Annotated in this window: 28 protein-coding genes; 11 read left to right on the top strand and 17 right to left on the bottom strand. The window is 73.7% G+C overall.

The features are described from left to right. Positions 1 to 282: 282 nt before the first annotated feature. Positions 283 to 1,167, top strand: a complete 885-nt coding sequence (locus ABGB11_RS33365) for a LysR family transcriptional regulator (RefSeq protein WP_347639447.1) — start codon at positions 283 to 285, stop codon at positions 1,165 to 1,167. Here the strand turns inward: ABGB11_RS33365 and ABGB11_RS33360 are convergent, their stop codons facing one another. The 4 genes from ABGB11_RS33360 to ABGB11_RS33345 all read right to left on the bottom strand — a co-directional run bounded on the left by ABGB11_RS33360 (position 1,168) and on the right by ABGB11_RS33345 (position 4,186). Then, positions 1,168 to 1,674 (bottom strand): hypothetical protein, encoded by a 507-nt coding sequence (locus ABGB11_RS33360; RefSeq protein ID WP_347639446.1) that lies wholly within the window; start codon positions 1,672 to 1,674, stop codon positions 1,168 to 1,170. A 144-nt stretch (positions 1,675 to 1,818) separates the two neighbouring features. Next, the gene (locus tag ABGB11_RS33355; protein ID WP_347639445.1) at positions 1,819 to 2,286 is read right to left on the bottom strand and encodes a DNA starvation/stationary phase protection protein; all 468 of its coding nucleotides are present in this window, start codon (positions 2,284 to 2,286) and stop codon (positions 1,819 to 1,821) included. Between the two features lie 139 nt (positions 2,287 to 2,425). Then, positions 2,426 to 2,779, bottom strand: coding sequence for a helix-turn-helix transcriptional regulator (locus ABGB11_RS33350; protein ID WP_021598264.1), 354 nt, complete (start codon positions 2,777 to 2,779; stop codon positions 2,426 to 2,428). Between the two features lie 111 nt (positions 2,780 to 2,890). Next, complete coding sequence (locus tag ABGB11_RS33345) at positions 2,891 to 4,186, bottom strand: CinA family nicotinamide mononucleotide deamidase-related protein (RefSeq protein WP_347639444.1); 1,296 nt, start codon at positions 4,184 to 4,186, stop codon at positions 2,891 to 2,893. Between the two features lie 381 nt (positions 4,187 to 4,567). Between ABGB11_RS33345 and ABGB11_RS33340 the strand changes: the two genes are divergently transcribed. Genes ABGB11_RS33340 through ABGB11_RS33330 form a run of 3 tightly spaced genes read left to right on the top strand, consistent with a single transcriptional unit; the run spans position 4,568 to position 6,147 of the window. Next, on the top strand, positions 4,568 to 5,371 hold the full coding sequence (locus tag ABGB11_RS33340; protein WP_347639443.1) for an MOSC N-terminal beta barrel domain-containing protein: 804 nt from the start codon (positions 4,568 to 4,570) through the stop codon (positions 5,369 to 5,371). Positions 5,372 to 5,392: 21 nt separating this feature from the next. Continuing rightward, positions 5,393 to 5,728 carry a hypothetical protein gene (locus tag ABGB11_RS33335; protein ID WP_347639442.1) on the top strand — a complete coding sequence of 112 codons (336 nt, stop codon included), beginning with the start codon at positions 5,393 to 5,395 and terminating at the stop codon, positions 5,726 to 5,728. Next, positions 5,725 to 6,147 carry an acyl-CoA thioesterase gene (locus ABGB11_RS33330; protein ID WP_347639441.1) on the top strand — a complete coding sequence of 141 codons (423 nt, stop codon included), beginning with the start codon at positions 5,725 to 5,727 and terminating at the stop codon, positions 6,145 to 6,147. Before ABGB11_RS33335 ends, ABGB11_RS33330 begins: the two co-directional genes overlap by 4 nt. 30 nt (positions 6,148 to 6,177) lie before the next feature. Here the strand turns inward: ABGB11_RS33330 and ABGB11_RS33325 are convergent, their stop codons facing one another. From ABGB11_RS33325 to ABGB11_RS33290, 8 genes are all read right to left on the bottom strand, one after another. After that, positions 6,178 to 6,771, bottom strand: coding sequence for a CDP-alcohol phosphatidyltransferase family protein (locus ABGB11_RS33325; protein ID WP_347639440.1), 594 nt, complete (start codon positions 6,769 to 6,771; stop codon positions 6,178 to 6,180). Beyond that, a complete protein-coding gene (gene rimO, locus ABGB11_RS33320) occupies positions 6,768 to 8,195 on the bottom strand; it encodes a 30S ribosomal protein S12 methylthiotransferase RimO (protein WP_347639439.1) in 1,428 nt (475 codons plus the stop codon). The genes ABGB11_RS33325 and rimO overlap by 4 nt, the downstream gene beginning before the upstream one ends. Positions 8,196 to 8,255: 60 nt before the next feature. Beyond that, positions 8,256 to 9,005 (bottom strand): helix-turn-helix domain-containing protein, encoded by a 750-nt coding sequence (locus tag ABGB11_RS33315; RefSeq protein ID WP_347639438.1) that lies wholly within the window; start codon positions 9,003 to 9,005, stop codon positions 8,256 to 8,258. 147 nt (positions 9,006 to 9,152) lie between these two features. Further along, positions 9,153 to 11,768: a DNA translocase FtsK gene (locus ABGB11_RS33310; RefSeq protein WP_347639437.1), complete on the bottom strand. Its 2,616-nt coding sequence runs from the start codon at positions 11,766 to 11,768 to the stop codon at positions 9,153 to 9,155. Between the two features lie 104 nt (positions 11,769 to 11,872). Continuing rightward, positions 11,873 to 13,558 carry a ribonuclease J gene (locus ABGB11_RS33305; protein WP_347639436.1) on the bottom strand — a complete coding sequence of 562 codons (1,686 nt, stop codon included), beginning with the start codon at positions 13,556 to 13,558 and terminating at the stop codon, positions 11,873 to 11,875. After that, on the bottom strand, positions 13,555 to 14,493 hold the full coding sequence (gene dapA, locus ABGB11_RS33300) for a 4-hydroxy-tetrahydrodipicolinate synthase (protein ID WP_347639435.1): 939 nt from the start codon (positions 14,491 to 14,493) through the stop codon (positions 13,555 to 13,557). The genes ABGB11_RS33305 and dapA overlap by 4 nt, the downstream gene beginning before the upstream one ends. Positions 14,494 to 14,649: 156 nt before the next feature. Continuing rightward, the gene (locus tag ABGB11_RS33295) at positions 14,650 to 14,898 is read right to left on the bottom strand and encodes a hypothetical protein (RefSeq protein ID WP_255271549.1); all 249 of its coding nucleotides are present in this window, start codon (positions 14,896 to 14,898) and stop codon (positions 14,650 to 14,652) included. A gap of 113 nt (positions 14,899 to 15,011) precedes the next feature. After that, a complete protein-coding gene (locus ABGB11_RS33290) occupies positions 15,012 to 16,064 on the bottom strand; it encodes a hypothetical protein (RefSeq protein WP_347639434.1) in 1,053 nt (350 codons plus the stop codon). Between the two features lie 241 nt (positions 16,065 to 16,305). Between ABGB11_RS33290 and ABGB11_RS33285 the strand changes: the two genes are divergently transcribed. After that, positions 16,306 to 16,482 (top strand): hypothetical protein, encoded by a 177-nt coding sequence (locus ABGB11_RS33285; RefSeq protein ID WP_347639433.1) that lies wholly within the window; start codon positions 16,306 to 16,308, stop codon positions 16,480 to 16,482. Here ABGB11_RS33285 and ABGB11_RS33280 read toward each other — a convergent pair. Further along, positions 16,451 to 17,425 carry a DMT family transporter gene (locus ABGB11_RS33280; RefSeq protein ID WP_347639432.1) on the bottom strand — a complete coding sequence of 325 codons (975 nt, stop codon included), beginning with the start codon at positions 17,423 to 17,425 and terminating at the stop codon, positions 16,451 to 16,453. The two genes, ABGB11_RS33285 and ABGB11_RS33280, sit on opposite strands and share 32 nt — an antisense overlap. On the opposite strand from ABGB11_RS33280, the gene ABGB11_RS33275 reads away from it, so the two are divergent. Next, positions 17,424 to 18,818 carry a PLP-dependent aminotransferase family protein gene (locus ABGB11_RS33275; RefSeq protein WP_347639431.1) on the top strand — a complete coding sequence of 465 codons (1,395 nt, stop codon included), beginning with the start codon at positions 17,424 to 17,426 and terminating at the stop codon, positions 18,816 to 18,818. The two genes, ABGB11_RS33280 and ABGB11_RS33275, sit on opposite strands and share 2 nt — an antisense overlap. 8 nt (positions 18,819 to 18,826) lie before the next feature. Here the strand turns inward: ABGB11_RS33275 and ABGB11_RS33270 are convergent, their stop codons facing one another. Beyond that, positions 18,827 to 19,180, bottom strand: a complete 354-nt coding sequence (locus tag ABGB11_RS33270; RefSeq protein WP_347639430.1) for a VOC family protein — start codon at positions 19,178 to 19,180, stop codon at positions 18,827 to 18,829. Beyond that, positions 19,177 to 19,440, bottom strand: coding sequence for a hypothetical protein (locus ABGB11_RS33265; protein ID WP_347639429.1), 264 nt, complete (start codon positions 19,438 to 19,440; stop codon positions 19,177 to 19,179). The genes ABGB11_RS33270 and ABGB11_RS33265 overlap by 4 nt, the downstream gene beginning before the upstream one ends. Before the next feature lie 123 nt (positions 19,441 to 19,563). On the opposite strand from ABGB11_RS33265, the gene ABGB11_RS33260 reads away from it, so the two are divergent. From ABGB11_RS33260 to ABGB11_RS33245, 4 genes are all read left to right on the top strand, one after another. Beyond that, positions 19,564 to 20,118 (top strand): CGNR zinc finger domain-containing protein, encoded by a 555-nt coding sequence (locus ABGB11_RS33260; protein ID WP_347639428.1) that lies wholly within the window; start codon positions 19,564 to 19,566, stop codon positions 20,116 to 20,118. Positions 20,119 to 20,187: 69 nt separating this feature from the next. After that, complete coding sequence (locus ABGB11_RS33255) at positions 20,188 to 20,730, top strand: GNAT family N-acetyltransferase (protein ID WP_347639427.1); 543 nt, start codon at positions 20,188 to 20,190, stop codon at positions 20,728 to 20,730. A 45-nt stretch (positions 20,731 to 20,775) separates the two neighbouring features. After that, positions 20,776 to 22,455, top strand: coding sequence for an MFS transporter (locus ABGB11_RS33250; RefSeq protein ID WP_347639426.1), 1,680 nt, complete (start codon positions 20,776 to 20,778; stop codon positions 22,453 to 22,455). Between the two features lie 2 nt (positions 22,456 to 22,457). Further along, positions 22,458 to 23,324, top strand: coding sequence for a 1,4-dihydroxy-2-naphthoate polyprenyltransferase (locus ABGB11_RS33245; protein ID WP_347639455.1), 867 nt, complete (start codon positions 22,458 to 22,460; stop codon positions 23,322 to 23,324). On the opposite strand, the gene ABGB11_RS33240 is transcribed toward ABGB11_RS33245, so the two are convergent. Both ABGB11_RS33240 and ABGB11_RS33235 read right to left on the bottom strand, forming a co-directional pair. After that, positions 23,288 to 24,328, bottom strand: coding sequence for a hypothetical protein (locus ABGB11_RS33240; protein ID WP_347639425.1), 1,041 nt, complete (start codon positions 24,326 to 24,328; stop codon positions 23,288 to 23,290). The two genes, ABGB11_RS33245 and ABGB11_RS33240, sit on opposite strands and share 37 nt — an antisense overlap. A gap of 83 nt (positions 24,329 to 24,411) precedes the next feature. Continuing rightward, positions 24,412 to 25,086 (bottom strand): uracil-DNA glycosylase, encoded by a 675-nt coding sequence (locus tag ABGB11_RS33235; RefSeq protein WP_347639424.1) that lies wholly within the window; start codon positions 25,084 to 25,086, stop codon positions 24,412 to 24,414. 113 nt (positions 25,087 to 25,199) lie between these two features. Here ABGB11_RS33235 and modA point away from each other — a divergent pair, with 113 nt between their 5' ends. Then, positions 25,200 to 25,979, top strand: a complete 780-nt coding sequence (gene modA, locus ABGB11_RS33230; RefSeq protein WP_347639423.1) for a molybdate ABC transporter substrate-binding protein — start codon at positions 25,200 to 25,202, stop codon at positions 25,977 to 25,979. Positions 25,980 to 26,015: the final 36 nt, after the last annotated feature.

Here is a 26,015-nt window from a genome sequence, read left to right as displayed (position 1 = left end):
CACGTGTCACCGCTCCGGCAGCGGCGTTCTCAGGGGATGGGGGCATGCCGACACGCTCGCACACCCCATCCTGATCACTGACCGATACCCACCAGTCACCAACCGCGATCTAGTGATGTAGTACTAGAGGTCGGCGCCCGCCCTCCCCCGAGGTGCCCAGGGCGGGTCGCCGCCGGTCCGGGTCGCCGGATCCTGCGCCCGTACGACCGATCGTCGGCCCCGCGGCATCCCCAAGTCAATTCTCGGGTTTCCTTATCGATCTCTTCGCTCTACCTTGGGTTGGTGACCCTGGACGATCTTCGCGTGTTCGTGGCCGTGTGCGCGTCCGGCAACCTGAGCGCGGTCGCGCGCGACCTGTCGTGCAGCCAGTCGGCCGTCAGCCAGCACGTGAAGCGGCTCGAACGGGAGACCGGGCTGGTCCTGCTGGAGCGGCGCCCGCGAGGCGTGGTACCGACCCGCGCGGGGCGGATCCTGAACGAGGCCGCGGCGGAGGGCATCGCGGGGCTCGACGCCGCGCTGCGCCGGCTCGACGACCTGCGGCGCGGCGTCGGCGGCACCGTCCGGATCGCGACCGGCGCGACCACCGTCCGGCACTTCATGGCGGCCGGTGTGGCCGTGTTCCGCGCCCGCCACCCCGAGGCCGCGCTCCAGTTCGAGACGGCCGGGTCGAGCCGGCGGTGCCTGGAGGCGGTCCGCGCGCACAAGGCGGACCTGGCCTGGGTGACGATCGGGCCACCTCTGGAAGGGGTCGAGCAGCGGGCGTCCTGCGAGCTGCCCTGGATGCTCGCGGTGCACGCCGCCGATCCCCTGGCGGACCGCAAGGCCATCGCGCTGGACGACCTGTCCGGAATCCGGCACATCGAACTGCCCGCGCACTCCACGTCCCGCGTCCACCTGGAGATGCACCTGGAGCGGCACGGGGTGCGGCTGGCGTCCACCACGAGCGTCGCCGACTGGGACACGGCGCTGCTGCTGGCCGAACTCGGCCTCGGCCACGCGATCCTGCCGGCGCTGCCGGGCTGGGGAGGCGGGACGGGAGACGTCCGCCTCGTCCCGGTCCCGGACCTGCCGCCGCTCACCGCCGGCTGGGCCGCCCGCCGGTGGGACGCCCTCAGCCCGCTGGCCGTCGAGTTCGCCGACACCGTCCTGGACCACCTGGGGGCGTGATCAGCGCACGGCGACCCGTCCGCCGGCGACCGTCAGCACCGCCTGCGGACGGCCCTCTCCGCAGCCCGGCCCGTTGGGGAACGTGGCCTTCGGGGTGACGTCGAGGCTCTTGTCGAGCACCGTCCGGCCCTCGGCGTCGCGCAGCCTGACCGTGACCCGGACGGGCTGCTTCGGGAGCCCCTCGACCTGCGCGAAGCCCGCCTTGCCGCCGTCGGGCGACGCGGACGCCCCGCAGGCGGCGTCGGGCTCGTCGCCGTCGCAGCCGGTCGAGACCGCCGTCGACGTGGGGTGCAACTCGATGAGGGGCTCCCGGCACTCCCCGTTCCAGCAGACCCGCATGGAGGCGCTGTCGATCCGCTCCGCGTCGGGCGCGGGCACGGCCAGCCGCAGGCCCGGCATGGACCCGATCGCCGTGCAGGTCCGGCCCGCTCCGTCGCCCTCGGTCCCGCAGGCGGCGAGGGCGAGCGTCGCGGCGCCGAGCGTGACGGCTCTGCTGAGAAGGCGCATGACTCATGATCCCCACATTCCGGGCCGGGCCGCACCGGAACACCGAAAGGCCTCGGCCCCGCGCCGGAAGCGGTGCGGGGCCGAGGCCGTCCATGGATTCTCGTCCACCCGGTGTGCCGGAGCCCTGGGCGGGCGGAACGCGCGTCAGGTCTGCGCCTGGAACATCCAGTGCTGCTTCTCAAGCCCGGCGGTGATGCCGATGAGCAGGTCCTGCGTGACCTGGTCCGGCTCGTCGGTCTTCGCGATGCGCTCGCGGAACCGGCTGATGATCTGCGCCAGGGTGTCGGTGATCGCGGCGACCACCTTGTCGTCGTCCAGGTACCCGGCCTCGGGCTGCGGCACCCGGCTGTGGTCGGCGACCGTGCGGGCACGGCCGTCGGGGTTCACGCCGATCGTGACAGCGCGCTCGGCGACGTCGTCCTGGCCGCTGCGGGCCAGAGAGACGATCTCGTCCAGGTGCTCATGGACGACCTTGAAGTTCCGCCCCGTCAGGTTCCAGTGCGCCTGCTTGGCCACCAAAGCCAGATCGATGAGGTCGACGAGGGCGCCCTGCAAGGCGTCCCCCACGACCTTCTGGTCGGCCTCGCCGAGCGGGCTCTTGATCGCCGCCATGTCGGGCTCCTTCCGCATCGTTACAGTTATCCCTCACAACACGGAACGATCCCCGGAAATGTCGCGTTCATGCGTGAGGCCGCGCACACCCGCGGCCCAGGTCGGCGCATGAAAGCGGGCCCGGTGACGGGCCGGAGGATCAGGCCGCGACCATGTCGCCGCGGAACTCGCCGGTGATCTCCTCGGGGGTCTCGGGGATCCGCTCGGCGGGGATCCGCTCGTGCTCCGGCGCGCCCGCCATGACGGGCTCGTGCTGCAGCTCGGCCAAGGCGAGCTGATCCGCGACGTCCCTCAGCACGTGCGACAGCGGGACGCCCAGGGCCTTGCAGATCGAGGACAGCAGCTCCGAAGAAGCCTCTTTCTGCCCCCGTTCCACCTCGGACAGGTAGCCGAGCGACACCCGCGCGGCCGCGGACACCTCACGGAGGGTGCGTCCCTGGCGCAGCCGCAGCTGCCGCAGTACGTCACCGAGCAGCTGGCGAAGCAGGACCATCGTCTCGCTCCCTCCCTCAGTTCGGACCATCTGCCGGTTCCACCGTACCCGGCTTGACGGTGGCCATGGCAGACCGTTGATTTCGTGTTCGCTCGGAACGTAACGCTGTAATCAGCCCGGATCTTCCCGATCCACCCGACCCTCGCCGTTCCCGTCCTCCACGTCAAGCCCCAGCAAGCGACGTCTCAGCAGTTCAAGAGCGTGCACGACCGTCATCCGGCGCACGACCCCCCGCGTCTCCGGCCCGTTCCCGGGCACGGGCAGCCGCGGCCTGACGACCGTGCGTGATTTTTCCGGACCGGCCAGTCCGATGTAGACCGTTCCCACCGGATGGCCGTCCTGCGGGTCGGGGCCGGCGACACCGGTGACCGCGAGCCCGTACGTCGTCCCGAGGGCCTCCCGGACGCCCGCGGCCATCGCGGCGGCCACGTCCGGGTGCACGGCCCCGTGCGCGGCGAGCAGGTCGCCGGAAACCCCCAGCAGCCGCCGCTTCACATCGGTGGCGTAGGCGACGACGCCCCCGCCGTAGGTGGCCGACGACCCCGGCGTCCGGGTCAGCTCCGCGCCGATGAGCCCGCCGGTCAGCGACTCCGCCGCCGCCACGGTCTCGCCCCGCTCGGCGAGCAGCCGGTGCACGACCAGCGCGAGCGACTCGTCCTCGACCCCGTACACGGCCGGGCCGAGCAGCTCCCGCACGCGCGCCTCCACGCCCGCCAGGCGCTCCGGGGCGTCCGCCCCCGCCACGGTGATGCGGACCTTCACCTCGGCGGGGTCGGGCAGGTAGGCGAGCTTCACCCCGTCCATCGCCTCGACCTCGGCGAGCCGGGTCGCGACGACCGACTCCCACAGCCGGGCGGTGCGCAGGGTGCGGCGCGCCACCGCGGGCAGCCCGGCGATCTCCGCCAGCTCCGGCAGCACGGCCTCGTCCATGATGGTGCGCATCTCGAACGGGACGCCGGGCAGCGCGTACACGGGCCCGCCGGGCAGCTCGACCCGCAGGCCGGGAGCCGAGCCGGCGGAGTTGGCCAGCACCCGGGCGCCCTCGGGGACGTCCGCCATGCGCAGCGCCATCGGCTGCAGCTCGCGGCCGGCCCGGGCGACCCGCTCGCGCAGCCGCCGCTCCAGGCCCGCGTCCCGGACGAGCGCGACGCCGGCGGCCTTGGCCAGCGCGTCCCGGGTCACGTCGTCGTAGGTGGGGCCGAGCCCGCCCGTCGTGATGACCGCGTCGGCGCGCTCCAGCGCGGACGTGACCGCCGCGACGATGACGTCCGTCTCGTCTCCGACGACGACGCTGCGGGTGACGTCGGCGCCGTGCTCGGCGAGCCGGCGTCCGAGCCAGGCCGCGTTGCCGTTGACCGTGTCGCCGAGGAGCAGCTCGTCCCCGACGGTGAGCAGTTCGACCCGCATCGCGTCCCCTGTCCGCCGTCCGCACGCCGCAGGGCCCCGAATCTACCGGTGCGGATTCGCGTGGTAAGCCCGACATGACGCTGATGCCCCGGTAACGGTGTGAGTCAAAACTCACTCCGCGGGTGCGTCCGCACGGCCGGGCGCACGGGATAATCGTTACCGCAGCACCCGCGAATACGGGGCCGCGGGACCACGACCGGGGTGGGCGTGTTCTCGCGGCCCGCTCGCGTGCTCACGCCCGCGACAGCCCGCGCAGCACGGCCCCGCACCGGCGCGCGTAGGCCCGCTGCCATCCCCGCCCGTCCTCCAAGCTGACGAATCGGTGTCAAGTATCGCCCGTTTCCCTGGCCGCCCAGGGAATCGGTCCGTACCGTCCGTCACATGAGGGCCGTCATCGCCGGGCTGAACGTCTTCCCGATCAAGAGTGCCGGGGCCGTCCCGCTGACCACGGCCGCACTGACCCCGAACGGGCTGCGCCACGACCGGGAGTTCATGCTCGTCCGCCCGGACGGGCGCCACCTGTCGCAGCGGGAGGTCCCCGAGCTCGCCCTGGTCCGCCCGGACTTCGACGGTGTGAAGCTCACCGTCCGGGCACCGCTCGCGTCCGCGCCGCTGGTGTGCGAGGCGACCGACGGGCCCGCGGTCGACGTGACCGTGCACCGCCGCCCGTGCCAGGGCATCGACCAGGGCGACGAGGCCGCGGCGTGGTTCTCCGGCGCCCTCGGCCGTCCCTGCCGCCTCGTCCGCTTCACCGGGACGCGTCCGACCGCGCTGGGCGGCGGGACGCTGACCTACGCCGACGGCTACCCGGTCTCGGTGCTGTCGGCCGAGTCGCTGGACGACCTGAACCGGCGGCTGGGCGGCCGGCTCCCGATGGCCCGCTTCCGACCCAACATCGTCCTGCGCGGCCTCGGCCCGTACGGCGAGGACGCCGTCACCGGGCTGCGCGGCGACGAGGCGGAGATCGAGCTCGTCCGGCCGTGCGGCCGCTGCGTCATCATCAACACCGACCAGGAGACGGCCCGCCGGTCCCCCGAGCCGCTGCGCGCCCTGGCCGGCTACCGGACCGAGCGCTTCGACGGCGCCCGGGAGATCATGTTCGGCCGGCTCGGCATCCCCCGCACGCTCGGCACCCTGCACGTGGGCGAGGAGCCGGCCTGCGCATCATCGCTTGGCGATCGCTAGCGATCGCTCTACGATGGCCGGGTGGACGAACCGATCGACCGCGCCCGGTTGCAGGCGGGCCTGCGGCTCATCGCGCGCGGCCTGGAGGAGATCGCCGGCGCCCTGGACGGCCCCGACGAGCCCGGGGAACTGGAGCGCATGGCCCGCGTCATGCGCGAGTGGGGGTCCGGCGGCCTCCGCAAGGACGAGGCGTCCGCGCTGTTCAAACGGCACGGCTTCGCGCCGCAGACGACCGGCGGCTGGACGCGCGGCGACTGGGTCGAGATCGGCGGCGACGGCCTGCGCTACCTCACGGCCAAATCCCGCGAATGGCTGGCCGGGTACGAGGAGACCGCATCCGAGGAGGAGAGACGATGACGCCACCCTTCACGGTGCGGGTCACCGTGCGCGCCTACGAGCTGGACACCCAGGGCCATCTCAACAGCGCCGTCTACCACCAGTACGGCGACCATGCCCGCTGGGAGTGCCTGCGCGCTGCCGGCATCTCCGTGGACGAGCTGATCGCGACCGGTGTCGGGCCCGTGACCCTCGAGAACACCATCCGCTACCACCGCGAGCTGCGTGCGGGCGACGACGTCGACATCACGTGCACGTTCCACTGGGGCGAGGGCAGGACGTTCCGGATGCGGCAGGAACTGCGGAAGGCGGACGGGTCCCTGGCCGCCGAGATCAGCAGCCTCGGCGGACTGCTCGACCTGGAGAAGCGACGGCTCGTCCCCGACCCCGGGTCCCACTGGCGCGCGCTGGCCGACGCCCCGGCGCTGCTCGGGCTCTGAGCGCCCTCTCGGCGTCCTCCCCGCGCCTTCTCAGGAGGCTTCGGAACCGGTGCGGCGCAGGCGCCAGGCCTGGACGACGTAGTCGATCCCCGTCGCGACGGTGACGACGAGGGCGGCGCCCATCGTGGCCCAGCGCAGGTAGTCCAGCGGGCCCGGCAGGATGTAGAAGCCGATCGCGAAGACCTGCAGCATCGTCTTCAGCTTGCCGCCCTTGCTGGCCGGGATCACCCCGCGCCGGATGACGGCGAACCGCATCACCGTGATGCCGATCTCGCGGACCATGATGGCGGCGGTCACCCACCACCACAGCTCCCCCATCACCGACAGGCTGACCAGCGCCGCGCCGGTGAGCGCCTTGTCCGCGATCGGGTCGGCGATCTTGCCGAAGTCGGTGACCAGGCCGCGGGCCCGCGCGATGTCGCCGTCGATCTTGTCGGTGATCGAGGCGACGGCGAACACCCCGAACGCGGCGAGCCGCCAGCCGGTGCCGTCCAGGAAGAACAGCCACACGAACACCGGCACCAGCGCGATCCGGGCGAGCGTCAGCGCGTTGGCGATGTTCCACACGCCCGCCTGCGGCGGCTCCGGGGAGCCCGCGACCGGATCCGGGGTGCCGGCGATCATGAGACGTCCGCGATGAGGTCCACGCCGTCGCTGCCCGTGACCCGGGCGGCCACGATCTCGCCGAGGGCGAGCCCCGCGCCGCGGACGAGGACCGTCCCGTCCACCTCGGGCGCCTGGTGCTCACCGCGGCCTTCGAAGGCGCCGTCGTCCGCCCCGTCCTCCGTCTTGTCCTCCAGCAGGACGCGCACCGTCGAGCCGACGCGGTCCTCGGCGCGCTGCGCCGTCAGCTCCTCGGCCAGGGCGGACAGCTCCTCGACCCGGGCGGCGACCTCGGCGGGGTCGAGCTTGCCGTCCAGGTTCGCGGCCTCCGTCCCCTCCTCGTCGGAGTAGCCGAACACGCCGACGGCGTCGAGGCGGGCCGCCGCGAGGAACTCCGCCAGCTCCTCGAAGTCGTCCTCGGTCTCGCCGGGGAAGCCGACGATGAAGTTGGAGCGCACGCCCGCCTCCGGCGCCAGCGCGCGGATCTGGTCGAGCAGCCCGAGGAACCGCTCCCGGTCCCCGAACCTGCGCATGGACCGCAGCACCGGCCCGCTCGCGTGCTGGAAGGACATGTCGAAGTACGGGGCGACGCCGGGCGTGCCGCAGATCGCCTCGATGAGCCCCGGCCGGGTCTCCGCCGGCTGCAGGTAGCTGACCCGCACGCGCTCGACCCCGTCCACCGCGGCGAGGCGGGGCAGCAGCTTCTCCAGCGCGCGCAGGTCGCCCAGGTCCTTGCCGTACGACGTGGAGTTCTCGCTGACGAGCACCAGCTCGCGGGCGCCGTGACCGGCGAGCCAGCGCGCCTCCTCCAGGACCTCCTCCGGCGGGCGCGACACGTAGGCGCCGCGGAACGCGGGGATCGCGCAGAACGTGCAGCGCCGGTCGCAGCCGGACGCCAGCTTCAGCGGCGCGACCGGGCCGCCGCCGAGGCGCCGCCGCAGCACCCGCGGGCCGGACGCGGGAGCCGTCCCCTCCGGCAGGTCGGCCGGTCCGCCGTGCCCCGGGATCGCGACGCCGGCGGAGGACCGCTCGACCGGGCTGATGGGCAGCAGGGTCCGGCGGTCGCGCGGCGTGTGCGCGGCGTGCGCGCGGCCCGCCATGACGTCGTCCAGCCGCTCGCCGATCGCGGTGTAGTCGTCGAAGCCGATCACCGCGTCGGCCTCGGGCAGCGCCTCCGCCAGCTCCCTGCCGTAGCGCTCGGCCATGCAGCCGGCCGCCACGACCTTGGCGCCGGAGTCGTGCGCGGCGAGCAGCGTGTCGATGGAGTCCTTCTTCGCGGCCTCGATGAACCCGCAGGTGTTGACGACCACCACGTCGGCGCCGTCGTCCGCGCCGTCGGCAAGGTCCCATCCCGCGTCCTCGATGCGCGCGGCGAGCTCCTCGGAATCGACCTCGTTGCGGGCGCAGCCGAGCGTGATGAGCGAGACCTTGCGGCGAGTCGACATGCCCCTAAGGTAATGGGCGCGCAGGCCTGGACGGGTCGCCGGGGCGGCGCTCCGCGCGGCCTACGCGGGCTCGGGGTCGTCGCGGTCGAAGGTGAGCCGCTGCACGCCCTCGCCCTTGCCGGGCGAGCCCAGGTGCTTGCCGTTGACGGTCAGGTCGACGCTGCCCCCGACGCCGATCACCATCCGCACCTTCTTCTTGGCGCTGAAGTCCTTCTGGTCGCCCTCGCGCAGCATGCCGCTGAACAGCGTCTCGCCCTTGTCGCCGCGGACGTTCAGCCACGTCGTCCGCTTCGCCTCGACGCTCACCTCGACCTTGGTGCGCGGCGCCTGCGCGACCGGGCCGTCGTTGCGCGCGGACGGGGTGGGCGACGGCGTGGGCGCCGCCGGCGTCCCGGCGACCTGCTGCGCGGTGCGGCGCTCGCCGCCCCCGCCGCTGCCGACCACCTGGACGACCCCGTAGATCACCACGAGGGCGAGCGCGAGCGCCATCGCGGCGCTCCAGTTGGGCGCGCGGCGCTCCCGGAACGCGACGGGCTGCTCCGGCTCGAACGCCGACACCGCCGAGACGGGCTGCGGGGCGCCGCCGTGCGCGGCGTCGAACTCGGCGACGAGCGGTTCCGGATCGATGCCGATGACCCGCGAGATGCTGCGGATGTGTCCGCGGGCGTAGAAGTTGCCGCCGCACGCCGAGAAGTCGTCGGCCTCCATGCCGCGGATGACGGTCTCGCGTATCCGCGTCTGGAGACTCACCTGTGTCACCGAGAGACCGGCCCGCTGACGTTGTTCCGCCAAGGTCTCACCGATGCTCACGTCGGGCCTCCTTCAGGGGCGCTCGTGGCCGACTCCGCATGATTGCGGACACCAGTCTAGAAACGGCAATGCCCGCTGGGCGACAGCCAACACGTTCGAAACAGGGCAAGATTTCGCATCATTCCGCAATGCCCTGGCGCCCCGCGCTCACCCGCCGCCGCGCAACTCCGCGAGCACCCCGGGGAGATCGTCCGGCTTGGCCAGCACGTCCCGCGCCTTGGAGCCCTCGCTCGGCCCCACGATGTCGCGGCTCTCCATCAGGTCCATCAGCCGCCCGGCCTTGGCGAACCCGACGCGGAGCTTGCGCTGCAGCATCGACGTCGACCCGAACTGGGTGGACACGACCAGCTCGATCGCCTGGACGAGCAGGTCCATGTCGTCGCCGATCTCCTCGTCGATCTCCTTCTTCGGTGCGCCGGACGCGCCGACGTCCTCCCGGTACCTCGCCTCCATCTGCCCCTTGCAGTGGTCGACGATTCCGTGGATCTCCTTCTCGGCGACGTAGGCGTTCTGGATGCGCATCGGCTTGCTCGCGCCCATCGGCAGGAACAGCGCGTCGCCCTGGCCGACGAGCTTCTCCGCGCCCGGCTGGTCGAGGATGACGCGGCTGTCGGACAGCGAGGAGGTCGCGAACGCCAGCCGGGACGGGACGTTGGCCTTGATGAGCCCGGTGACGACGTCCACCGACGGGCGCTGCGTGGCGAGCACGAGGTGGATGCCGGCGGCGCGGGCGAGCTGGGTGATGCGGACGACGGAGTCCTCCACGTCGCGCGGCGCGACCATCATCAGGTCGGCCAGCTCGTCCACGATGACCAGCATGTACGGGTACGGCGTGTAGACGCGCTCGCTGCCGGGCGGCGGCTTGAGCTTGCCCGCCTTCACCGCCTTGTTGAAGTCGTCGATGTGCCGGTACCCGGACGCGGCGAGGTCGTCGTAGCGGCGGTCCATCTCGCCGACGACCCAGTCGAGGGCCTCCGCGGCCTTCTTCGGGTTGGTGATGATCGGGGTGATGAGGTGGGGGATCCCCTGGTACATCGTCAGCTCGACCCGCTTGGGGTCGACGAGGATCATCCGCACCTCGTCCGGCGTGGCGCGCATCAGGATCGAGGTGATGAGCCCGTTGATGCACGTCGACTTGCCGGCCCCGGTCGCGCCCGCGATGAGGATGTGCGGCATCTTGGCCAGGTTGGCGACGACCGTGCGCCCCTCGACGTCCTTGCCGAGGCCGACGATCATCGGGTGGTGCTCGTTCGTCGCGGCGGGCGAGCGCAGCACGTCGCCGAGGCTGACGATGTCCTTGTCGGTGTTCGGGATCTCCACGCCGATCGCCGACTTGCCGGGGATCGGGGAGATGATGCGCACGTCGGCGCTCTTCACCGCGTAGGCGATGTTCTTCGTCAGCGCGGTGACCTTCTCGACCTTCACCGCGGGGCCGAGCTCGATCTCGTACCGGGTGATGGTCGGGCCGCGGGTGAACCCGGTGACCTGCGCGTCGATGTCGAACTGCTCCAGCACGCCGGTGAGCGCGTTCACCACCGTGTCGTTGGCCTTCGTGCGCGGCTTGGACACGCTGCCGGGACGCAGCGCCGACGGGTCGGGCAGCACGTAGACCTCGCCGGACGACGACAGCGGCAGCTGCTCGGACCGGCGCGGCGCCGGCGTCGGGTCGGGCACCTCGGGCGGCTCCGGGGCGTCCGCCGCCGGCGCGCCGGCCACGAGCTCGTCCGCCGGCTCGTCGTCGCCGGGCGGCGCGGGCGGCGGCACCTCGGCGCCGCCGAACGGGTCGGGCTCGAACAGCTCGTCGGCGAGGTCGCGCCTCGGCCGGTCCGGCTTGTTCGGGACGTCCTCCAGGAGGGGGGTGTCGTAGGGCCGGGAGTGCTCGCCGACCTCAAGCTCCTCCGGGTCCTCCTCGGGCTTCTTCCTGCGCCGCCGCTTCTTCGGCGCCTCGCCGTCCTCGCTCCCGCCCTCGCCGGCGGCCGGGCGCTCGGGGCGGTTCTGCAGCGTCGCCATCGCCCACAGGTCGGCGACCCGCTCGGGGACCTTCGCGATCGGCGTCGCGGTCACCACCAGCAGCCCGAACCCCGACAGCAGGAGCAGCAGCGGGACGGCCACCCACCCGCTCAGCGCCGCCTCCAGCGGGGCCGACACCAGCCAGCCGACGACGCCGCCCGCCGCGCGGACGCCGTCCATGTCCTTCGCGGGGGACGGGACCCCGGCGGAGATGTGCAGGATGCCGAGCACGCCGACGCCGAGCGCGGTGATGCCGATGACGATGCGGCCGGTGTCCTCGTGGTGCTCGGGGTGCCGCAGCGTCCGCCAGGCCAGCAGCGCCAGCAGGACGGGCATCGCCATCGCCATGATGCCGAGGCCGCCGCGCACCAGCTTCTCCAGCGCGATCGTCACGACGCCGTCGGGCCGGAACCAGGTCACCGAGGCCAGCACGATCGAGGAGCCGAGCAGCGCGAGCCCGAGCCCGTCGCGGCGGTGCTCGGGGTCGAGGTTGCGGGCGCCGTTCCCGTAGGCGCGGAAGACGGAACCGACCGCGACCGCCGCGAGCAGGTACAGCTTGAACAGGAGCTGGAAGAACCCGAGGATCGCGAGGGGGATCGGGTCGGGCTTCCGCGGGGGGCGCCCCCGCCCCGAGCCGCGGCCGCCCTTCGAGGTGCCGCTCGGTCGCTTCCGGGGGGTCGAACCTGCGGCCTTGCGAGCCGTGCCCCCCGCACGCGAGGAGCTCTTCGCGCCCCCGGACGCACGTGTGGCCATGGTTATGAGAGTAACCAAGGACCCCGGCGGTTCCAGGGATGGCGGCGGGCGTGTTGGGGAACGGGACGGCCGCGGGGGCCCGCGGCCGTCCCGTTCCCCGGAGCTCAGACCTCGACGACGACCGGGACGATCATCGGGCGGCGGCGGTAGTTGTCGCTCACCCACTTGCCGACCGTGCGCCGGATCAGCTGGCCTATCTGGTGCAGGTCGTTCACGCCGTTCCCGGCGGCGTCCCGCAGCACGTCCTCGATCCGCGCGATGACCGCGTCGAAGTCCTCGTTGACGATGCCGGCGCCGCGGGCGTGCACCTCGGGCCCGGCGACGAGCTTGCCGGACGTGGAGTCGATCCCGACGACGATGGAGACGAACCCCTCCTCGCCCAGGATGCGCCGGTCCTTCAGCGAGGTCTCGGTGACCTCGCCGACCGAGAGGCCGTCGACGTACACGTACCCGGCCGGGACGGCGCCGACGATGCTCGCGCGGCCGTCCACGAGGTCGACGACGACGCCGTCCTCGGCGATGACGACGCCCTCCTCCGGCACGCCGGTGAGCGCCGCGAGCTTGGCGTGCGCGCGCAGGTGCCGCCACTCGCCGTGGATCGGCATGAAGTTCGCCGGCTTGGTCACGTTGAGCACGTACAGCAGCTCGCCCGCCGACGCGTGCCCGGACACGTGCACCAGCGCGTTGCCCTTATGGACGACGCGGGCGCCCCACCGGGTGAGCCCGTTGATGACGCGGTTGACCGCGTTCTCGTTGCCGGGGATCAGCGACGACGCCAGCATCACGGTGTCGCGCTCGGTGATGCGGATCGAGTGGTCGCGGTTCGCCATCCGCGACAGCGCGGACATCGGCTCGCCCTGCGAGCCGGTGCACACCAGCACCAGCCGGTCGCCGGGGATGTCGTCGATCTCCTTCTGGTCGACCATGACGCCCTCGGGGACGCTCAGGTACCCGAGCTCGCGCGCGACGCCCATGTTGCGGACCATCGACCGGCCGACGAAGCAGACCTTGCGGCCGTTGGCGACGGCCGCGTCCAGGACCTGCTGGACGCGGTGGATGTGCGAGGCGAAGCAGGCGACGATGAGCCGTTCCTGCGCGGTGCGGAAGACCTCGTCGACGACCGGGCCGATGTTGCGCTCGCTGGTGACGAAGCCGGACACCTCGGCGTTGGTGGAGTCGGACATCAGCAGGTCGATGCCGTCGGCGCCGAGCCGGGCGAACCCGGGCAGGTCGGTGAGCCGGCCGTCCAGCGGGAGCTGGTCCATCTTGAAGTCGCCGGTGTGCAGGACGAGGCCGGCGGGCGTGCGGACGGCGACCGCGAGCGCGTCCGGGATCGAGTGGTTGACGGCGAGGAACTCGCAGCCGAACGGCCCGAAGGTGCGGTGCCCGCCCTCCGCGACCACGTCGGTGACGGGTTTGATCCGGTGCTCGGTGAGCTTGGCCTCGAGCAGCGCCAGCGTGAGCCGGGAGCCGACGAGCGGGATGTCGCGGCGCTCGCGCAGCAGGTAGGGGACGGCGCCGATGTGGTCCTCGTGGCCGTGCGTGAGGATGACGGCCTCGATGTCGTCCAGGCGCTCCCTGATGTACTCGAAGTCGGGCAGGATGAGGTCGATTCCGGGCTGCTCGGTCTCGGGGAACAGCACGCCGCAGTCGACGATGAGCAGGCGCCCGCCGTACTCGAACACCGTCATGTTGCGGCCGATCTCCCCGAGCCCGCCCAGGGGGACGATGCGCAGGCCGCCCTTCGGCGGTGCGGGCGGGTCCGGCAGCTCCGGGTGAGGATGACTCACCGGGCGACCTCCGGGATGACTGCCTCAGGCACTTTGACTCCCCCTATCGTGAGGTCTTCGCGCAGGCGCGCCGCGAACTCCGGCGAGGCCTCCAGCAGCGGCGCGCGGAGCGGGCCGCCGCCGGGAAGGCCGAGCAGGTTCAGCGCTGCCTTGACGGCGATGGCGCCCTGCGTACGGGTCATGATGGCGGTGACCACGGGCAGCAGGCGCCGGTGGATCTCCAGCGCCCGCCCGTGGTCGCCCGCGCGGTATGCGTCGATCATCTCATGGAGCTCGACGCCGACGACATGGCCGACCACGCTGACGAACCCCGCGGCGCCCACCGACAGCCAGGGCAGGTTGAGGTTGTCGTCGCCGGAGTACCAGACGAGGTCGGTCTCCGCCATCACCCGGGACGCGCCGAACAGGTCGCCCTTGGCGTCCTTGACGGCGACGATCCGCGGGTGCTCGGCGAGCCGCACGAGCGTGTCGTTCTGGATCGGCACCCCGGCGCGGCCCGGGATGTCGTACAGCATGCAGGGCAGGCCCGTGGCGTCGGCCACCGCCGTGAAGTGGCGGACGAGGCCCTCCTGCGGGGGCTTGTTGTAGTAGGGGGTGACGACGAGCAGACCGTGCGCGCCGGCGGCCTCGGCCTGCCGCGCGAGTTTCAGGGTGTGCTCGGTGTGGTTCGTGCCGGCACCGGCGACGATCACCGCGCGGTCGCCGACGGCGTCGATGACCGCGCGCAGAAGCTTGCTCTTCTCTTCGTCGCTCGTCGTGGGCGACTCGCCCGTCGTCCCGTTGACGACGAGGCCGTCGTGGCGCCGCTCGTCGACCAGGTGGGTCGCGAGGCGCGCGGCGCCGTCGTAGTCGACGCCGCCGTCCGGCAGGAACGGAGTGACCATGGCGGTCAGCATCCGTCCGAACGGAGCGTCAGTCGTTGTGCTGGGTGCCATGCAACGAACGGTACCGTTCCGGCCGATCGACTTGGACCCGCAGGTCGAAGCCGACCTACCCCAAAATGGGAGGAAGCCGCCGCCACACGCTCGGGGGTACGCGTGGCGGCGGCTCCCACATCCGACATCGTGGCACGCAAATGCCTCGTTACGGGGTCAGTCCGGCCACTTCCCGGACTCGGTTGGATAACGCGACCCCACGGTCATCTCGTGCAGCCGGACCCGGAGCTCCTCGACGTCGGGGGTGCGCACGAGATCGTTGCCGCGGACGGCCCACCAGAGGCCGGACCCGCCCCGTCCGATCCGCCAGCCGGCGAACTCGGCTGCCAGCTCGCCGATCCTGTCGGCGTCGTGCCGCGCGGACTGCTGAACGCCCATCGGCCTCGTCCCCACTTCCTTTGCCATCCGCCGGTCGTATCCTGACCGTCCGCACCGAGCCTTACCCCCCGGCATCCCGGACTATCCACCCCTTTTTACCTGGGCATACGCGAGAAACGAAACGTGACCGCGCAGGTTTCTCAGGCGCCAAGACTTTCTGTCGTCCGGGGCAGCCAGGTGGCGCGGTAACGGGCCCATTCGTCCGGGTTCGTGGTCCACTCCGCGTACACGCCGACGCCGTACGGCCGCTTCGGCGGCCGCTCCAGGTCGTCGATCCCGCGGCGGACGCCGCGCAGCGCGACGGAGAGGTCCTCCGACCACTCCATGAGGGGGCGGTAGGTGGGGACGCCCATGAAGACGGTCGTCCGGTCGCCGATGAGCTCCAGCGTCGTCCGGGTGTGCCGGGCGAAGTGCCATCCGGCGAGCGCGCGGGTCGGCAGCGACACGTCGTACGTCATGATCGCCACCTGGTCGGCCCGGTCCGCGACGGCGCGCAGGAAGTCCTCCGTCGGACGCGGCGGGTAGTGGAACGAGAACGACGTCCCGCCGCGCGGCAGGAGCGCCTTGTAGACGGGCTGCGCGGCGTCCAGGAGCGTCTGCTGCTCCAGCGCCACCGACAGCAGCCTGCCCCTGCTCCTCGTCAGCTCGCGGGTCCGGTCCATGAGCGTCAGGAACGCGCGGTCGTCGGGGTAGATGGGCTCGAAGTCGTAGTGGATGCCGTCGAAACCGAGATCGAGGAAGATCGCGTCGGTCCGGAGGACCTGCTCCCGGACGGCCGGGTCGTCGAGGTCGATGACGCCCTTGCCGTCCACCACCCGGATCTGGCCCAGGTACGCCTGCGCGCGGACGCCCGGCGCGTACTCGCGCATGGCCTCGATGAGCCGCCGCGCGTTGCGGTACTTGGCGGCGGGGACCGACCCGTCCGCCTCGAACGGGCCGGTGTGGAAGAACACGTCGGTGATGCGGTGCCGCTTCAGCAGGGTCCCGAGCGCGCGGTACTCGGCGTCCGTGTGCGGCTCCCCCACCCACTGGTGCCGGGCCCACAGCGCGTTGGCCTCGGTGCCGCGCGCCTCGGGCTCCTGCTGCCACCACACCCAGGCGCCGGCGAGCACGAGCGCGGCCAGGCCGAACCCGTAGGCCACCGCCCACCCCGTCCAGCGCAGAAGCCGCCCGACCCACCCGAATCTCCTCATCGGGCAATGATCCCGGATCATCCACCTACCTCGAACGCGCTCCACCAGGATTCCGTCTCGCCGCTCCCACACCGCGGCCACGAAATGATCATGGTTGGGCCGAGACCGCGCGCCGCGCGGGACGGCCGGGCGCGGCGCGGGAACCCTGTTGAGACGAGGCGGCTCGGCAGTGTCGGCCCCCGTGGTCTCGATGGGGAGCCGCCCCGGTCCTTACGTCCAGATGGATGGAGGTCGAGCCGGCATGCGAGTCCCACCGAGCCAGGGCGAGCCGCGCCCCCTGATCAGCACCCGAACGCTCGTGATCGTCTTGGTGGCGGTCGGCGCCGCCGTCCTCACCGCGGTGGCCCCGCGGTTCGCCGTTCCCATCGGCGTCGGCGTGGCCGTCATCACGCTCCTCGCCCAGATCGTGAAGGACTGACGAGCGCCTGCTCCGCCGGGTCCCGCGGGGCCCGGCGGACGCGGGTCCGCTGGGTGAGGGCGACGCACACCAGCACGGCCACGGCCGCGAGCACGGTCGTGGCGTCGACCACCTCGGCGAGCATGATCCCCGACCACGCCAGCGTCAGCACCGGCTGCGCGAGCTGGACCTGGCTGGCGCGGGCGATCCCGGCCCGCGCCAGCCCCTCGTACCAGGCGAAGAAGCCCAGGTAGGCGGAGAAGGCGGCGACGTAGCCGAAGCCGAGCACGGCGTGCCCGGTCCAGACGGGACGGGTGGTGGCGAGCAGCCACGCGGTCACCGGGACGGTGATGGGCGCCGCCAGCACGAGCGCCCAGGAGATGACGCGCCAGCCCGGCATGTCGCGGGCCAGCCGGGCCCCTTCGGTGTACCCGGCCGCGGCGGCGAGGAGCGCGCCGAACAGCAGCAGGTCGGCGGCCGTGACGTGGCCGGCGCCGCGGATCAGGGCGAAGCCGGTGACGCAGACCGTGCCGGCCGCGCTCGCGAGCCAGAACGCGCCGGAGGGCCGCTCCCCCGCGCGCAGCACGCCGCAGACGGAGGTGGCGGCGGGCAGCAGCCCGACGACGACCGCGGAGTGTGCGGACGAGGCGCCGTGGTCGAGGGCGAGCGTGGACAGCACCGGGAAACCGAAGATCACGCCGGCCACGACGACCGCGAGGCTCCCCCACTGGCCGCGGCGCGGAGGGCGCGCCCGGACCGCAAGCAGCACGGCCGCGGCGAGCAGGGCCGCGGCGGCGTTGCGGCCGACGCCGATCATGTACGGGTCGAGGCCTTCGAGCGCGAAGACCGTCGCGGGCAGGGTGAAGGAGTAGATCAGGACGCCCAGCCCGGCGAGCCACAGGCCGGGCCCGGAGGCCGGGTCCGCTACCGGCGTCAGGACAGTAGCGCTATCTTTGTTCCTCATGAAAGACGATAGCAGTGTGATGGCGCTCGCCGGAACGCTGCGCGCCGCCGTCCAGCGGATGAGCCCCGGGGAGCGGCTCCCGTCGAGCCGCGCGCTGGTCGAGCGGCACCGGGTCAGCCCGGTGACGGTGTCCCGGGCGCTGGGCGTGCTGGCCGCCGAGGGCCTGGTGGTGACCCGTCCGGGCAGCGGCACGTTCGCCGCGGAGCGCCGGGAGGGCGTCCCGGAGCCGGCCGACCTCGGCTGGCAGGCGGTGACGCTCGGGGACCGGTCCGTCGACCCGTCCGGGGTGGCGTGGCTGCTCACCCCGCCTCCCGAGGGCGTGGCCGCGCTCAGCGGTGGCTACCTGCATCCCTCGCTCCAGCCGGTGCGGGCGCTGGCCGCGGCGGGGGCGCGGGCGGCCCGGCGGCCGGACGCGTGGGAGATGCCGCCGCTCGGCGGGGTGCCGGAGCTGCGCGCCTGGTTCGCCCGCACCGTCGGGGGCGGCGTCGCCCCCGCCGACGTGGTGATCACCAGCGGCGGGCAGCAGTCGCTGACGACCGTCCTGCGGGCACTGCTCCCGCCGGGCGCGCCCCTGCTGGTCGAGTCGCCGACCTACCTCGGCGTCCTCGCGGTGGCGCGGGCCGGCGGGCTGCACCCGGTGCCGGTCCCGGTGGACGCGCACGGCGTGCGCCCCGACCTGCTCGCCGAGGCGTTCGCGATGACCGGGGCGCGCGTCCTCTACACGCAGCCCGCCTTCCACAACCCGACCGGCGCGGTGCTGGACGCGGAGCGGCGCGAGCGGGTGCTGGACGTGGCGCGCGCCGCCGGCGCGTTCGTGGTCGAGGACGACTTCGCGCGCCACCTCGGCATCGACGCGGCCCCGCCGCCGCCGCTGATCGCCGCGGACGGAGATGGCCGGGTCGTGCACATCGCGTCCCTGACCAAGGCCACCGCGCCCAGCCTGCGGGTGGCCGCGGTGGTGGCCCGGGGCCCGGTCGCCGAGCGGGTCCGCGCCACCCAGCTCGTCGAGGAGTTCTTCCCGGCGCGCCCGCTGCAGGAGACGCTGCTCGAACTGGTCAGCTCGCCCGGCTGGCCGCGGCACCTGCGCGCCGTCCGGACCGCCCTGCGGTCGCGCCGCGACGCGCTGCTCGCCGCGCTCGCCCGCGACCTGCCGGAGCTGCGCGTGAACCGCCCGGCGGGCGGTCTGCACCTGTGGGCCCGGCTGCCGGACGGCGCGGACGACGCCGCGCTGGCGGAGGCCGCCCTGCGCGCCGGGGTCCTGGTCAGCGCGGGACGGCCCTTCTTCCCCGCCGAGGCCCCGGCCCCGCACCTGCGGATCGGGTACGCGACCGCGGCCTCGGAGGCGGAGCTGGCGGAGGGCGTCCGCCGCCTCGCCGCCGTCCTGCTGTCATAGCGCGGTTGTCATGAGGCGGTGCAGAAGCAGAACTCGTTGCCCTCGGGGTCGCGCCACACCTGGAAGGGGGAGGCCGGGTTGCCCATCGGTTCGGCGGCGGGGGTCGCGCCCAGCCGGGCCGCGCGCTCGCCGGCGGCGCGGACGTCGGGGACGTCCAGGTCCAGGTGCAGCCGGTTCTTGACCTTCTTGCCCTCGGGGACGCGCTGGAAGGACAGGACCGGGCCGCCCTCCCCCAGCCGCTCCAGGTCGAGCCAGTCGGCGTTCGCGACCGTCGTCTTCAGGCCGAGCAGGCCGCCCCAGAAGGCCGCCATCGCCTCCAGGTCGGCGCAGTCGATCACGATGTTGCCCACCACCGGGGTCATCGGGCACCTCCGGTGAGGCCGACCGCGCCCGCGGAGCGCGCCGCGGCACGCGCGCAGTGCGGGGCCGGCCGGTCGCGGCGCGGCAGCGGCAGGCCGCCGAACCGTGCGCGCAGGCGGGCGCGCCGCTCGGCGGCCTTCTCCGTCGCCCGCGCGCGGGCGGTCAGCCTCGCCTCCACGATGTCGGCGTGGAGGCGCGCGTACTCGCGCTCCGCCCAGGCATGCCGCATCGCGAGCGCCCCCAGGTACGGCAGCTCGTTCATGTCGTCCTCCCGTTCATTGACACCACCAAAAGCCTAACGCCGGTGTCGCCGTCGCGCAACCGGTGAAACCTTTATGGCGGTGTCGCCGGTTGGTAGGCTTGACGAGGACAGGCAGGAGGGGCGATGGCCGACACTCGCGAGAACGAGGACGCCGCGCTGCTGCTGACCGGCTTCGTCAACACACTCGACGTCGAGTCGGGCGCGGACGCGCTCGCGACGCCCGGCGAGCTGGCAGGGTGGCTTGCCGACCGCGGCCTCGTCCCGGACGGGACGCGGGCCGGCGAGGCCGACCTGCGCACCGCGCTCACCCTGCGCGAGGGCCTGCGCGAGGCCATGTCCGCCAACCACGGGCCGCAGGAGTCGGACCTCCCCGGCGACCTGGACGACGCCCTGGCCGCCCTGCCGCTGCGTGTCGAGCTGACCGGCCCGCGCCCCGCCCTGCTGCCGCTCGACCCGCCCGGCACGGCCGCCGCGGGGCTCGCCCGCATCGCCGCCGCGATCATGGAAGCGGTGTCCGCCGGGATCTGGCCCCGGATGAAGGTCTGCCAGCAGGACACCTGCCGCTGGGCGTTCGTGGACACGTCCAAGAACCGGTCCCGGGCGTGGTGCTCGATGAGCACCTGCGGGAACCGCACCAAGACGCGCGCCTACCGGGCCCGGCGGCGCACCCCCGCCTGACCGGCGCTCGCTAGGGTGAGCGGGTCTCCGGATGAAGGCCGGGGCCCCGGAGAGAGGACGTGGGACGGCATGGCGGATGTGGGGGTGCGGCCCGCGCGGCGTGCGGACGCGGCCGCCGTCGCCGATATCCAGGTGCGGGCGTGGCGGCACGGGTACCGCGACCTGCTGCCGGCCGGCGTCCTCGACGAGGTGACCGGCGACGCCGCCGTGGAGCGGTGGCGGGAGAAATGGGCGGAGGCCGCCACGGCGCCGCCGAGCCCCCGGCACCGGCTGCTGGTCGCGGTGGCGTCCGACCTGGTCGTCGGCTTCGCCGCGCACGGGCCGGCCGAGGACCCCGACACCGGCCCGGACGACACCGCCGAGCTGATCGGCCTGCTCGTCGACCCGCTGCACGCCCGCGCCGGGCACGGCAGCCGGCTGCTCGCCGCCACCGTGGACCTGCTCCGCGAGGACGGCTTCACCACCCTGATCTCCTGGGTGTTCGAGGGCGACGAGGTCACCCGGTCGTTCCTCGGCTCGGCCGGGTGGGCGCCCGACGGCACCGCCCGCACCCTCGACATGGGCGAGCCCGTCCGGCAGATCCGGCTGCACACCGACATCGGCGTCCGGTGAGGGGTCGGTGAGCCGCACCGGCGTCCCGGCCATATCTTTGACGTCGTGCCCGAGTCCACCTCGCTGACCCCGCCGCGCGCCCCGGCGCCGGCGCCCGCCGCCCGGCACCGCCGGCTCGGCGTCGCCGTCATGAGCCTCGGCGTCTCGCTGGTCGTCGTGGACGCCACGATCGTCGGGGTCCTGCTGCCCCGGATCATCGGCGACCTGGGCCTCATGGCCACCGACGCCGAATGGGTCACCTCGGTGTACTCGCTGGTGTTCGCCGCGCTGCTCATCCCGTTCGGGCGGGCCGGCGACCTGTTCGGGCGGCGCCGAATGTTCGTGCTCGGCGTGGCGGTGTTCTCGGTGGCGAGCGTCGCCGCGGCGGTCGCCGGAAGCGGGTCGGCGCTGCTCGGCGCGCGGGCTCTGCAGGGCGTCGGCGCCTCGATGATCATGCCGGCGACGCTGTCCACGGTGAACGCGGTGTTCACCGGGCGGGACCGGGCCGTCGCGTTCGGCATCTGGGGCTCCATGATCAGCGGGATGGCCGCGCTCGGGCCGCTGCTCGGCGGGGCGCTGGCCACCGGCGGCGGCTGGCGGTGGGCGTTCGCCGTCAACCTGCCGCTCGGCGCCGTGCTGATCGCCGGGGCGCGGCGGTTCATGCCGGAGACCCGCCGGCCGGGGCGCGGGAGCGCGCGCCGCGAGATCGACTGGCCCGGCGGCGTGCTGTCCGCGCTCGGGCTCGGCGCGCTGGTGTGCGGGCTCATCGAGGGCCAGACCTACGGCTGGTGGACCGCGACCCGCCCGTTCTCCACGGCCGGGCCGGACTGGCCGGAGGGCGGCCTGTCGCCGGTCCCGGTCGTCATGGCCCTCGGGGCCGCGCTGATCGCGGCCCTCCTCCTGGTGGAGCGGTCCCGGGCGGCGGCCGGGCGCCCGGTGATGCTCGACCTCGACCTGTTCCGGATCCCGAACTTCCGGCGCGGGAACCTGGCCTCGGCCCTCATCAACGTCGGCGAGCTGGGCCTGCTGTTCGTCCTGCCGCTGTTCCTGCTCGGCGTGCACGGGACGAACCCGCTGCAGATCAGCCTGGCGATCCTGCCGCTGGCCCTCGGCGCGTTCGTGTCCGGCGGGTGCGCGGGCCGGCTCGCCAACCGGCGCGGCGCCCACCGGGTCGTGCAGATCGGCATGGTGCTGGAGGTCGCCGCGGTCACGGCGCTCGGCGTCACGGTCTCGGCGACGACCGGCTGGCCGGGCCTCGCGCCCTGGATGCTGCTGTACGGGCTCGGCCTCGGCCTGACGGCGGCGCAGCTGACGAACGTGTCGCTGGCGGACGTCCCGCCGGACCGGTCCGGGCAGGCGTCCGGGACGCAGTCCACGGCCCGGCAGGTCGGCGCGGCGCTCGGCATCGCCGCCATCGGGACGGTGTTCGCGACGAGCCTCGGGCACGCGATGGCCGACCGGCTGTCCGGCTCGGCGCTGCCGCCCGAGCAGCGCGCCGCCATGGCCCACGGCCTGCGGGAGAGCGCCGGGACCTACGGACGTGATCTTCACGACACCCCGGGCCTCGCCGCCGAGGCGCGCGCCGCCGACGCCAGCCTCGCCGCCGCGACCAGGCACGCGGCGCTGACCACCGCGGCGATCCTCGCGCTCGGGCTCGGCCTGTCGCTGCGGCTGCGCCCAAGTAGTGATCTTCATCGGGAAGAATCGGACCGCCAGCCCCCTGTCGTCCCACAGAACAAGCGGTGATCGTGGCCACGCTCTCCCAATGGGTCGCCGGCTCCCGGCCCCGAACCCTGCCCGCCTCCCTCGTCCCCGTCATCGTCGGCACCGGCGTCGCCGCAGGCCAAGGCGACCCCGTCTGGTGGCGCGCCGTCCTCGCCGCGGTCGTCGCCCTCGTGCTCCAGATCGGGGTGAACTACTCCAACGACTACAGCGACGGCATCCGCGGCACCGACGAGGACCGCGTCGGCCCGCTCCGGCTCGTCGGGTCGAAGGTGGCGCCGCCGAAGCAGGTCCTCGCCGCGGCCCTCGGCTGCTTCCTCGCCGCCGCCGTGGCCGGGCTCGTCCTCGCCGCGGTGACGACCTGGTGGCTCCTGCTCGTCGGCGCGTGCGCGATCCTGGCCGCCTGGTTCTACACCGGCGGCAAGACCCCGTACGGCTACCGCGCGCTGGGCGAGGTCTCGGTGTTCGTCTTCTTCGGCCTGGTCGCCGTCGTCGGGACGGTCTACGTCCAGGTCGAGGCGCTGCCGTGGGAGGCGTGGGCGGCGGCGGTGCCGATCGGGCTGCTGGCGTGCGGGCTGCTGGTGGCCAACAACCTGCGCGACATCCCCACCGACCGCGAGTCGGGCAAGCGGACCCTCGCCGTCGTGCTCGGCGACCGCTGGACCCGGATCCTGTACGCGGCCTGCACCGCGCTGCCGTTCATGATCGTCCTGGCGCTGGGGGCGGTGCGCCCGTGGGCGCTGATCGCGCTGCTCGCGGCGCCGCTGTCGCTGCCGCCGACGCAGAAGGTGCTGAACGGCGCGGCCGGCCCCGCCCTGATCCCCGTCCTGGGCGAGACCGGCCGGCTCCAGATCGCCTACGGCGTGCTGCTGGCGGTCGGCCTGGCGCTCTGACCCCCGGCGGCGCCCCTCGCGTCGCCGTGGCTCTCGGCGAGCAGGACGGCGCCGGTGAGGCCCATGAGGAGCCCGCCGAGCACCCCCGCCAGGGCGGTCAGGCCCGCCGCGGCGGTGAAGTCCGACGCCAGGCCGGCCGGCTGGCCGATCATCACGAGCAGCCCGTACAGGGACCCGGTGAACGTGGCGGCGGACCCCACCCAGGCGGCGGCGAGCGGCGCAGCCAGGGGCCCCGGCCGGCCCGCGCGCCGGACCATCAGCACGAGCGCGGCCGCACCGGCGATCGCCAGCACGCCCCAAGCGCCGTCGGCCAGATGCTGCGGCACGTTCCGGTGGTCGAGGACGTCGCCGCGGAGGCCCGCCGTCCCACCGAACGCCCAGTACAGGTGCACGGCGGCGAAGGCGAACGCCGGGACGGCCGCGGCCCGTGCCAGGAGCGCCTGCAGCGACGAGGTCGCGCCCTTGGGGAGGTCCTTCGTCCGGGTCGTGAAGACCCAAGCCCACCGGTCCCGCGAATACAGGACGAACGCCGTCAGCAGCCCGAGCCCCTGCACTGTGAACCCCGTGTAGACGAAGCCGTACACCCAGCCCTGGAGCCCGTTGGCGTCTCCGGTCACCGGCTGCGCGGAGAACAGCGTCTGCAGGAGCGTCCCCAGCGGGACGGCGAGGACGATCGGCGCGAGCAGCCCGGCCGCGACCCAGATCGGCGCCAGCACCAGCCAGGCCGGCAGGCGCCGCCCCCAGGGGAACGTGAACGCCATCGCGACCAGCACGGCCACCGCGTCCATGCCCATGGTGATCGCGTTGCCCGCGTAGAGCGCGCTGTCCTCGGCGGCGGAGACGTCGTTCCAGCCGACCGTGCTGCCGGAGAGCCACGCGATCTTGATGGTGAGGTAGGGGACGCACGCGGCGATCGTCGCCGCGCACACGGCCAGGCGCAGGCGGCCGGGACCTCGGCGCGCGGCGCGCGCCCGGCCCGGCAGCGGATGGGCTGAAACGGTCATGCTCCGACGATGCGCCAGACCGCCCGTCCCGCGCCTCCCGCCGCCGGGTGACGCGCGTCCCCCGCGAGGGTGAACGCCGCCCGCTAGCCCCAGCTGATCTCGGGCAGGCCGGCGTCGACGAGGGCCTTGTTGACCGCGCTGAACGGGCGCGTCCCGAAGAACTTCTTCGCGCTGAGCGGGCTCGGGTGCGCCGACTCGATCACCGTGTGCTGCGGGCCGGTGATCAGGCGGGCCTTCTTGCGCGCGTAGGCGCCCCACAGGACGAACACGACGCGCTCGGTCTTGTCGTTCAGCGCGCGGATCGCGGCGTCGGTGAAGTCCTCCCAGCCCTTGCCGGCGTGCGAGCCCGCCTCGCCGGCGCGCACGGTCAGCACGGCGTTCAGCAGCAGGACGCCCTGGTCGGCCCACCGGGTGAGGTCGCCCGACGCGGCGGCCGGGACGCCGAGGTCGGTGGCCAGCTCCTTGTAGATGTTGCGCAGCGACGGGGGCAGCCGCACGCCGTCGCGGACGCTGAAGCTGAGCCCGTGCGCCTGGCCGGGCCCGTGGTAGGGGTCCTGGCCGAGGATCAGCACGCGGGCGCGGTCGAACGGGCAGTGCCGGAACGCGTTGAACAGGTCGTCGCGCGGCGGGTACACGGTCTGCCCGTCGTACTCCCCCGCGACGAACGCGCCCAGCGCGGCGGTGGCGAGCGGATCGAGCAGCGGGTCGAGCCGCTCCCGCCAGTCGCCGGGCAGCAGTTCCATCAGGTCGAGGGACATCGTCGGGCCTCCGGGGAACGTGATCTCCAGTTCCCCGAAACACTAGTGCGGACCACTGACACGCCAGGCCGAATCCGGGGAGCGCGAGTGCTCCGACCCTAGGATGACGCCATATGCCCGATTCCCCCCGGCGGCGGCTGCTCCGCGCATCCGCGCTGCTCGCCGTCCTCGTCCTGCCCGGCCTCGGCGCCGGCTGCGGCCGCCCGTCCGGGCCGGTGACGCTCACCGTCCTCGCCACCGGGTCCATGACGGAGGTGTTCGGCGAGATCGCGACGGCCTACCACCAGGACAACCCGGGCGTCCGGCTCCGGCCGGTGTTCGGCGGCGCGCCCGAACTCGCCGACCGGCTGTCCGAGCACGACCCGGGCGACGTCCTGGTGACGGCGGACGGGGCGAGCATGGAGGAGACCGCCGAGCAGCTCGGCGCGCCCCGGCGGACCGTCGCCAGCGGCGCGCTCACCATCGCCGTCGCGCCCGGCAACCCGCGCCGGATCCGAGGCCTGCGGGACCTGCGGAGGCCGGGCCTGCGGGTCGTCGTCGGCGCCGGGACGGTCCCGGTGGGCCGCTACACCCGCCAGGTCCTCCGCAAGGCGGGGCTGACCGTCCGGTGGAGCAGCGAGGAGATCGGCGCGCGGGCCGTCCTGGACCGGATCCGCGCGGGCGAGGCCGACGCGGGGCTGGTGTTCATCACCGACATGCGCTCGGCCGGCATCGCGGCGAGCAGCGTGCCCATCCCCGCGGACCAGAACGTCACCGCCGCCTTCCTCGCCGCCCCGGTCCGCGGCGGCGCCCACGAGGACGACGCCGCGGCGTTCGTGTCGTGGCTGGTCACACCCGCCGCGCAGAAGCTGTTCAACAAGTACGGCTTCGTCACCCCGGCCTCCCTCCGCTGAGGCGGCCCCGCGGAGCGCGGGAACGGATGGGGGGCC

This window comes from Actinomadura sp. B10D3 (assembly GCF_039871695.1).
GTDB classification, from domain to species: Bacteria; Actinomycetota; Actinomycetes; order Streptosporangiales; family Streptosporangiaceae; genus Spirillospora; species Spirillospora madurae.
Note: the sequence above shows the minus strand (reverse complement) of the source record. Positions and strands in the feature narration are given on the sequence as shown.